This is a genomic window from Vibrio sp. D420a (assembly GCF_030248625.1).
Lineage (GTDB): Bacteria > Pseudomonadota > Gammaproteobacteria > Enterobacterales > Vibrionaceae > Vibrio > Vibrio fortis_A.
On sequence record NZ_JAHGAN010000033.1, the window covers coordinates 61,638 to 71,084 of the forward strand.

The 9,447-nt window shown below is 45.8% G+C and carries 12 protein-coding genes; all 12 read right to left on the minus strand.

Annotated elements, in window-relative coordinates:
- Nucleotides 1-70: 70 nt before the first annotated feature.
- Complete coding sequence (gene ccmI / locus KI743_RS20490; RefSeq protein WP_285467968.1) at nt 71-1,291, minus strand: c-type cytochrome biogenesis protein CcmI; 1,221 nt, start codon at nt 1,289-1,291, stop codon at nt 71-73.
- Nucleotides 1,291-1,776 carry a cytochrome c-type biogenesis protein gene (locus tag KI743_RS20495; RefSeq protein WP_032549632.1) on the minus strand — a complete coding sequence of 162 codons (486 nt, stop codon included), beginning with the start codon at nt 1,774-1,776 and terminating at the stop codon, nt 1,291-1,293. Before KI743_RS20495 ends, ccmI begins: the two co-directional genes overlap by 1 nt.
- Nucleotides 1,773-2,324: a DsbE family thiol:disulfide interchange protein gene (locus tag KI743_RS20500; RefSeq protein WP_150871475.1), complete on the minus strand. Its 552-nt coding sequence runs from the start codon at nt 2,322-2,324 to the stop codon at nt 1,773-1,775. The genes KI743_RS20495 and KI743_RS20500 overlap by 4 nt, the downstream gene beginning before the upstream one ends.
- Nucleotides 2,324-4,294: a heme lyase CcmF/NrfE family subunit gene (locus KI743_RS20505; protein ID WP_150871473.1), complete on the minus strand. Its 1,971-nt coding sequence runs from the start codon at nt 4,292-4,294 to the stop codon at nt 2,324-2,326. Before KI743_RS20505 ends, KI743_RS20500 begins: the two co-directional genes overlap by 1 nt.
- Nucleotides 4,291-4,773 (minus strand): cytochrome c maturation protein CcmE, encoded by a 483-nt coding sequence (gene ccmE, locus KI743_RS20510; protein ID WP_032549635.1) that lies wholly within the window; start codon nt 4,771-4,773, stop codon nt 4,291-4,293. Before ccmE ends, KI743_RS20505 begins: the two co-directional genes overlap by 4 nt.
- On the minus strand, nt 4,770-4,976 hold the full coding sequence (gene ccmD / locus KI743_RS20515) for a heme exporter protein CcmD (protein ID WP_032549636.1): 207 nt from the start codon (nt 4,974-4,976) through the stop codon (nt 4,770-4,772). Before ccmD ends, ccmE begins: the two co-directional genes overlap by 4 nt.
- A gap of 15 nt (nt 4,977-4,991) precedes the next feature.
- Entirely contained in the window at nt 4,992-5,732 is a 741-nt protein-coding gene (locus tag KI743_RS20520) for a heme ABC transporter permease (RefSeq protein WP_032549637.1), read from the minus strand.
- A gap of 136 nt (nt 5,733-5,868) precedes the next feature.
- On the minus strand, nt 5,869-6,537 hold the full coding sequence (gene ccmB, locus KI743_RS20525) for a heme exporter protein CcmB (RefSeq protein WP_032549638.1): 669 nt from the start codon (nt 6,535-6,537) through the stop codon (nt 5,869-5,871).
- Between the two features lies 1 nt (nt 6,538).
- Nucleotides 6,539-7,156: a cytochrome c biogenesis heme-transporting ATPase CcmA gene (gene ccmA, locus KI743_RS20530; protein WP_032549639.1), complete on the minus strand. Its 618-nt coding sequence runs from the start codon at nt 7,154-7,156 to the stop codon at nt 6,539-6,541.
- Between the two features lie 271 nt (nt 7,157-7,427).
- Nucleotides 7,428-7,934 (minus strand): DUF2802 domain-containing protein, encoded by a 507-nt coding sequence (locus KI743_RS20535; protein WP_150871466.1) that lies wholly within the window; start codon nt 7,932-7,934, stop codon nt 7,428-7,430.
- A complete protein-coding gene (locus tag KI743_RS20540; RefSeq protein WP_032549641.1) occupies nt 7,934-8,428 on the minus strand; it encodes a chemotaxis protein CheW in 495 nt (164 codons plus the stop codon). The genes KI743_RS20535 and KI743_RS20540 overlap by 1 nt, the downstream gene beginning before the upstream one ends.
- 37 nt (nt 8,429-8,465) lie before the next feature.
- Nucleotides 8,466-9,447 (minus strand): chemotaxis protein CheW (locus tag KI743_RS20545; RefSeq protein WP_285467969.1); only part of this gene is annotated, 982 nt, incomplete at its 5' end.

A 9,447-nucleotide genomic window follows, 5' to 3' on the forward strand; every position in this document is an offset into this window, starting at 1 on the left:
CTCAATTGTTTGCGTAAGTCTATAACGTTTCTAAAGAAATCGGAATAGCCACGCTTGTGCAATTCGCTTATTAATACTGTTGATCGATATTCAGTGTTACTGGAGCCCCTAGCTCTACCACTTCACTTTCACCGTACCAATCGCCTTCGCGAGTCGCAACGTTGCCATCTGTATCAAGCCTAGCGCGAACCATCAGGGATTCAAGACTAGACAGTTTGATTCCTTCCATCATGCTATTACCATCATCCAGTACAACGGTACGAGGGAATGCACCTAGCGGGTAGCGAGCTGCCGCCACTGGCATAGGAGAACCATCTGCTCTATGTACTGAAACGATAAGTACAGAATTAGGATCAGCATTAACTTGCTCACTTAGGTTCAGGGTTACAGCAACACTCTTACCTTCCGCTACGCCCATCAAGTTACCCATTTTCTTCTGAGCACTCTCGATGCTGCGCGATAGCATCTCGTAACGACTGTCTTGAGGACCGATCATCTGTTGCATGATGCTCCAGTATTTCACCGCTGACGGATAGTCTTGGCGCTCAAATGCATCAAACGCTAGCAGTGAGAATACACGCAAGTCGACGTAGTCTTTCTGTACCAAACGGCTCAGTAGCAGGCGAGCTTGGTTCTGTTCAGCTTCATCTGGCGATAGCATTAACGCCTGTGCAAAACCTAACTGAACGTCTTCGTTATTTGGCTCAAGCTTGTAAGCTCGCTCCATTGCATCGATAGCCGTTTGCGCGTCGCGATTCGCAAGAGCGATACGACCCAACAATAACCAACCTGTCGAATCTTTAGGCTGATAGTGCAGACGTGTACGAAGTGCAAGCGTTAAGTCTTCCAACTCATCGTCTGTCAGAGCACTGCCCTCTGCAGACATCAACTTCTTAGATAGAGCCGGTAGATTTGCACTCACTTGCTGCCAGTGCTGAACCTTGTCCATCGCACCAAACTGAAAGTACATACCGTAACTAAGCGCGATTACCATCAGCACAGACGGCACAACCACAACAGCTGTTGAAATCTGTGTCTTCTTGGTCGCTTTTTCTGCTGGAATATCATCAAGAAGAGACTGCTTAAGATCAGCAATCAGCTCTTGTTGGTTATCAACTAAACCTTCTTCCGCTTCAACTTCTAGTTCATCTAGACGATCTTTATAGAAAGCCTTGTTCAATTCATCACGAAGAGCTTCATCGTTGTTGGCTTTCTTGTTCACAAATGGCAAGACAATCAACACGACAGCAGCTAATGAAAGGATAATTGTAGAAATCCAAAATAGAGTCATTACTTCTTGTCTCCGTCGTTCTCTTCATCGAGTAACGCTTTTAAACGTGCTTCTTTGTCTGCATCCCAGTCTTCATTTGACTCTACAGCTTTCGCTTTCGACTTTCTGCTGCGCAGTACAATCAGCGCAAAACCAAATACCACAACGGCAAATGGACCAACCCATAGGATTGAAGTTGCTAGCGTTAATGGCGGATTGTAGGTAACGAAATTGCCGTAGCGCGCGATCATGTAATCAATGATCTCTTGCTCAGACTTGCCCTCTTTCGTCATCTCATACACTTTTTGGCGAAGGTCGACTGCCAGTTCTGCATTCGAATCACCAATGGTGTTGTTTTGACATTTTGGACAACGCAGTGTGTTGCTCAAATTTTTGAACTGCTGCTCTTGTTGCAAGTTATCAAACTCATGGATCTCAATCGCCGCAGTAGCAGTTAGAGAAATAGCAAACGTTGCTAACAACGCAATCAGTGCGTGTTTAATCATTTTGCTTCCTCCAACAAGTCTTGATACATAGGCTCAAGCGTTGATGCCCAGTTAGTTGGGTTTACATCACCAACGTGGCGGTAACGAACAACGCCGTTTGCATCAATTAGGAAAGTTTCTGGAGCGCCATATACGCCTAGATCTAGGCCTAGCATGCCATTACCATCAAACAAACTGATTAAGTACGGGTTACCAAGCTCATTCAACCAACCTACCGCTTTTGTGCGATCATCTTTGTAGTTCAAGCCAATGATCTTAACGCCTTGTGCAGCTAGTTTGTTCAAGTAAGAGTGCTCTGCGTAACACGTTGGGCACCATGTAGCCCAAACATTTAGAAGCAGAGGCTCGCCTTTAAATACAGCTTGGTCGTACAGTTTGCCTGGCTCCGCTAGGTCTTCTAGACGAAACTCGGGAACCTCTTTGCCGATCAATACTGATTCAAGCTTAGTCGGGTCATCGCCCGACTGGTTGCGTACAAGCTGAGTTGCAAAAATGACAGCCAATGCCATAAAAGCAATCAATGGAATGAAAAGTATCTTCTTATTCATTAAGCCTCCTGCTTCTCGGCTGTCTTTTTCGCTGGCTTGCGGAAGCGGTAACGACGGTCACTGATCGCAATAGCACCACCAATCGACATAATCAGAGAGCCAGCCCAGATCCAACGAACGAATGGTTTGTAATAAACACGTACCGCCCAAGATTTATTGTCATCTAGACGTTCACCCATCGCAATGTACAGGTCGCGAGTCACACCGCGATCAATCGCTGCTTCAGTCATCATAGACTTGGCAGTGGTGTAAAAACGTTTCTCTGCGTGCAATGTGTTGATGTACTTACCATCTTTTGTGATTTCAAAATCAGCGATGTAGCCATCGTAGTTTGGACCATCTTTGTCACGAACACCCGCAAAGTAGAAATCGTACTCTTCAAGTTGGTAGTACTCACCTGGAGCCAAACGCACATCACGCTCGATGCTGTAGTTTTGCACCATAGCGATACCGATAACGGTAACGGCAAGACCAAGGTGACCCAACATCATCGCCCAGTGGCTGCGCTGAATCTTAGTAACACCCGTCCAGAAACTATGGCGATGCGTCGCACGTTCATGCAGCTCGAAGCCGTGCATGAAGATGATCCAGAATGCCATTACCCAGCCTGCAAACGCAGTACCGCTGAAGTATTCAGCCAATACGCTAACCATCAACCAGCTCAAACCAAGTGACAGCACACCAGAAACAACCATTGGTTTAACAAGCTTAGACAGGTTGTCGCGCTTCCAACGGATCAGTGGACCGATACCGAGTAGGAACGAGAATGGAATCATTAACCAGAAGAACAGCATATCGAAGAATGGAGCACCGATAGATACTGAACCAAGACCAATCTGCTTATGCACAAGCGGTAGCAATGTACCAACTAATACAACCACAAGCGCTGCGATAAGTAGCACGTTGTTCGCAAGTAGTGAGTTCTCGCGAGAAACGAGGTCAAAGTTACCACGAACTCGTACTGCTGCGCCTTTCACAGCGAACAGAAGCAAAGAACCACCGATAACAAAGACTAAGAAGCCTAAGATAAACATACCGCGAGCAGGATCTGAAGCAAAGGCGTGAACCGATACCAAGATACCTGAACGAACTAGGAAGGTACCCAATAAGCTCAACGAGAATGCAGAGATTGCCAGCAATACTGTCCACGCTTTAAATGTACCGCGCTTTTCTGTGACTGCTAAAGAGTGCATTAGAGCAGTACCTGCCAGCCAAGGCATGAATGATGCGTTTTCTACTGGATCCCAGAACCACCAGCCGCCCCAGCCTAGTTCGTAATAAGCCCACCATGAACCTAGTGCGATACCTAGAGTTAGGAATAACCATGCCGCGATTGTCCAAGGGCGAGACCAACGCGCCCATGCCGTATCCAAGCGACCGCTCATTAGAGAGGCAATTGCAAAAGAGAACGCTACCGAGAAGCCTACATAACCCATGTAAAGCATTGGTGGGTGAATGATCAAACCTGGATCTTGTAGAAGCGGGTTTAGGTCACGACCATCAACAGGGAAGAATGGCAAGGTACGTAGGAACGGGTTCGAGGTCACAATGATGAACAGCAAGAAACCGACAGTAATCAGACCCATGATCGCCAGAACACGCGCTACCGACTCTTGTGGCATACCACGGCTAAACACCGCTACCGCAACAGTCCAACCTGCTTGGATTAATACCCAAAGCAGTAGTGAGCCTTCGTGTGCACCCCATACCGCCGTAATACGGTAGTACCAAGGTAGCTGGCTGTTGGAGTTACTCGCTACATATTGGACAGTAAAGTCATTGGTGTAGAACGCGTAACATAGAATAAAAAACGAAATCGCTAGGAAAATGAACATACCCCAAGACAGTGGGCGGGCACTGTTCATCAACAAAGTGTTATTGCGAGCTGCTCCGTAGAGTGGGAGCACACTCAGCAACAATGCCAATCCTAGCGATAGGATCATGGCAAAGTGGCCGATCTCGGCTATCATTTAGCACTTCCTTCTTTTTGTTCAGTCGAGTATTGCAAAGGCTCGTGTGTCTTTTTCATCGCTTCAGCGACTTCAGAAGGCATGTACTCTTCATCGTGCTTAGCTAGAACTTCAAACGCTTCGATAGTCGTCGCATCTTTTAATACGCCCTGAGCAACAATACCTTGTCCCTCACGGAAAAGATCAGGAAGAATACCATCGTAAAGAATGGTTACCTTAGGGCCAACATCCGCTAAGTCGAAGCTTACGCGCAAAGATTCGTTATCACGCTTCACAGAGCCAACAACAACCATGCCACCAATTCGCAGGCGTTGGCCTACTTCTGGCTTATGGCCGTCTTTACCGTTTACCAATTCCGTTGGTGTGTAGAACAGATCCATGTTTTGATTCAGTGCATAAACCATCAAACCGACAGTCGCACTAATACCAATAAAAATAGCTAGGACAATGCCCAGTCTCTTTTTACGCCTTGGGTTCATAGAGTGTTCTCCATTTTTTTCGCTGCATCGATTCGCGCCTGGCGATCAACTTTAGCTTGTACTTCATTGAGCAATTGCTTACCACGACGAACGCTAACTACTAGCAGGATGATCATCGCAAGAAAAGTGATTCCGAATGCACTCCAAACGTAAGAGGCGTAACCGCCCATCGCAAAGAAATCACTTAGAGATTCAAAATACATAATTACCTACCCCGATTACGCTTTTTCGGCCGCTAGTTTGCGGACCCACGGACGATGACCTTCTTTGCTGATGATTTCGTTACGGAAACGAACCATCATCACGGCGCCGAAGAAGAATGCAAAACCGAAAATATTAAGAAGCAGTGGCCACAACATATCGCTTGAGATCGATGGCTTATCGAACTTAGTGATCGTCGCACCTTGGTGCAGTGTATTCCACCACTCTACTGAGAAGTGAATAATAGGTAGGTTAATCACACCGACAATAGCAAGAATACCTGCTGCTTTTGCCGCTGTTTTCTGATCATCAAAAGCGTGGTGCAGAGCGATAACGCCCAAGTACAAAAATAGTAAGATCAGTTCTGATGTTAAACGAGCGTCCCACACCCACCAAGCACCCCACATTGGCTTACCCCAAACTGCACCAGTCAAAAGTGCAATAAAGGTAAATACAGCGCCGATTGGAGCCATTGCCAGTGATGCCATATCCGACAATCTCACCTGCCACACAAGGCCGATAAAGGCTGCAATCGCCATCGACATGTAGACACCCATCGACCAAATCGCAGATGGAACGTGAATGTAGATAATTCTAAAGCTATCGCCTTGTTGGTAATCTGAAGGTGCAAATGCAAGCCCCCAAACGGTACCAACGGATAGACACACTAGTGCTAGAACTGAGAACCATGGCAGAAGCTTACCAGCAAGCTGATAAGAGGTTTCCGCTTTGGCATAGGGATGGAGCCATTTCCACATGTTGTAATCTCACTCTTACTTCATATTACTTACAGCTGTTAAAGCTATAGTTATTATAATTTATTTACGGTTGCTTTCCGTATGGCGACTCTAGGAGTCCAATGGTGTCAATTAGTTCACACCTAAATCTGTTTAATTAGTTCACGCTCACACGTAACGCGGCACTAATAGCAAAAGGCGTTAATGTCATCGCACCCATTAGCATCGCGCCTAACACAGCCAATTGACCGTTATACGCAACACCTAGTGCTGCCGCATCAATTGCTGATGTCGCAAAAATCAAAATTGGGATATAAAGCGGTAGGATGAGCAAACTCAGCAGTACGCCCCCTTTTTGTAACCCAACCGTTAGTGCAACACCAATAGCACCAATAAAACTCAACGCGGGCGTCCCTACCAGCAAGGTCAACACAACTGAAAGCCATGTATCAAAATCCAGCGATAGTAGAACAGCCAAAAGCGGACTAATTAAAATTAATGGTAAACCAGTCAATAACCAGTGTGCTATGACCTTGGACAATACTACCAACTGCAACGGGATGGGCATGAGCATCATCTGTTCTAGTGCTCCATCCTGAAAATCATCACGAAATAGACGCTCTAGTGAGAGCAGAGCTGATAACAGAGCAGCAACCCAAACGATCCCCGCAGAGATACGTGCAAGAAGGTTAGGCTCGGGGCCAATACTCAATGGAAACAAGGTGATAACGATAATAAAGAACCACAACGGGTTAAAAATATCGGCCTGGCGACGAAACGCAATTAGAAGCTCACGTCGGATAATCATTGTCATTGAAGCGATCATATTATTCACCCAGCTTTATTTTTCTTAGTTTCGGGCTGTCGGCGAACATATCTTGGTGCGTTGTTAGTAACACAATTCCGCCATTGTCTGCATGTTGCGAAAACAAATTCTCGAGAACTTTCACACCCTGCTTATCGATTGCTGTTAGTGGCTCATCTAAGATCCACAGCATCTGCTTACTCAACCACAAACGAGCCAACGCTACTCGGCGCTGCTGTCCTGCAGACAACTGCCCTGCTGGCACATCTTCTCGCCCTGCCAAACCAACTTGCGCAAGAGCGCCGTACAGTTCTTCCTTGCTTGCTTTGCCACTATGAATAGATTGGTAAAAGCTTAAATTCTCGTAAGCACTTAACTCACGCTTAACACCGGTTTGGTGACCAAGAAACAGTAGATTTTGATGGTAAGCATCGCGATTGGACTCTATTGACTGACCATCCCATGAAATGGTGCCTTCGTCTCGATCGCCTAATCCGGTGATGATCCTAAGTAGTGTCGTCTTGCCAGTACCATTTCTTCCCTCAACCTGAACGAGTTCGCCAGCTTTGAGTTGAAAAGACAAAGATTCAAAGAGAACTCTTTCGTCACGAATAGCGGTTAAATTTGAGACTTCTAACATAGGAAATATAGGTCCAATAATAAGAGGGGTATAGTAGCACACCATTATGGTGACAAAACAGGAATAGGTCTTTGCGAAAGAACAAACTCAGTAAGAAACTGTTAACGCTGTGTCAAAATTTACACATTTTATGTTTAATACATAATATCTCAAAGATACAAACACTTAGACACAGCGTTCTATAAGTAAGATTTCCAATTGGTAAACGCCAAAAACAAAAAAAGAAGCCTGAGCTTCTTTTTGGATTCGCGTTTTCGCGCTTAACTTATTTTTAGCGACGTGGTGGCTTACGGCGATCGTAAGACTTAGGCTGCTCATCATAAGATGATGGGTTGCTACGAAGAGATGGGATCTTCTCTTTGCCTGCTAATTTATTCTGCAGAGACATCATTAGCTCAGCTTCTGCTTTTGGCAGTTCACACTCTTCGATAAGCTCGTTTATTCCAGCGCCAAGTTGAACCATTTTGGTCGCTCGAGTGTAGAGTCTACCGTCTGTGTCGGCATGCTCTAACTCAACAATACGCTCATTTAGATGCTTAATCACATCTTCTTGCTCTGTCACTTTCTGGCCAAGACCAACCACAACAGAGCGCACCTCTAGTAACTGCTTGCTCGATTTTTGAAGCTCTTTTTCTAAGCTACGAACCTGCGCACGAGAGTGGTCTAGCTGCTTTTGTAGGACACTTTTCACTTTGCCCAACAGCACGACGATAAATAGCGTAAAACACCCAACTCCAATAATCAGTGCAGCTGGGCTTAAGGGAAGCGCTTCAAACATTACAGGTGAGCCATCTCATCCCATTCGTCTTCGCTTAGTAGCTTGTTCAAATCAACTAGGATCAGAAGCTTACCGTCACGGTTGCTCACACCTTGGATGAACTTAGCACTTTCATCAGTACCAACGCTTGGCGTAGTATCGATTTCAGAAGAACGAAGGTAAACAACTTCTGCCACGCTATCAACTAGGATACCAATCACTTGGCGCTCAGATTCGATAACGATGATACGAGTGTTGTCAGTGATCTCGCCTTGCATTAGGCCAAAACGTGAACGTGTATCGATAACTGTTACAACGTTACCACGTAGGTTAATAATACCCAGTACGTAGTCTGGAGCACCTGGTACTGGAGCAATCTCACTATAACGAAGAACTTCACGCACCTGCATTACGTTGATGCCGTAAGTTTCTTCCTCAAGTTGGAATGTCACCCATTGAAGTACTTCATCATTGGTTTGATCTTTTCTTACTTCAACTTCACTCAATTGAGACATATTCAATCCTCTTGCCGCCGTTACCGGCTCACTATTATTAATCTAATGCTTTTACATCTAACCCTGCATTTAGCATGGCGATCAATGCTTCAACATGAATCAAAGCACACATTTTTTCTTTAACCATACCCGCGAGCCATGGACGTTTACCTGCCATTTCTCGCCAGCGTACTTTATCTGTATTTAAGAGCTCGGTACCTTTGAGCTCGGTGCTCGCCAGTCCCCACATGCTCTCGCCAAGCATCACTATATATTGATAGTTTTCTTTGTATTCGTCACTGGTTAACTTCTCAGACATCACCCATTTTGCGGTATCGACCACATCTAATTGACTATCTCGATTAGATTGAAGGCCTAAATACCAAGCTGGGCGACCAATTAGATGACTCAGCTCTTCTAAACGGTGTATGCCACCAAGTTCATCTAATGGGACTGCAAAAGTCACACCATTCACATCAAAGTAGAGTACTTGGAAGTCTTCACTACGAACTGTGCTCTCCCACGAAGTGAAGTTACTTGCCCCACCCGCTTGAGTTTCGAGCTCAACTTCTTGCTCTACCGTTTCTAAATCTTCCTGTACGGAAACCGTCTCTTCAGCGGCTTCAACACTCGGCTGATAAACTGGTTCACTGAAGACTTGAGGCTCTGCTTCCGCGACCGTTTCAGCTACATTTTCAAAAAGGGGCTCTTCGATATCCCAGCTTTGAATCTCTTCTTCAGCTTGTTGCTCTACCACTGGTGGTTCTGGCGTTTCCACTTCAAGAGTTGGCGAAGCCACTTCCATCTTGGGTGCCAAATCCGTTTCCACAGGCATATCAACAGTGGTCGTCGAATGGAGCGCAATTTGTTGCGTGTTCTGATCCATCAAGTCGTCGAGGTTTAGCTCTTCAACGACATTAGTCGACTCCAACTGGCTCAGTAGCTTTTGCACGTCCTCAAGATTGGGGACCTCAAACTCTGCCGAGCGAATCTCAGAGTAACTCGAATATTCCGCAAGTTTTGGCTCTGGCTCTGGCTCT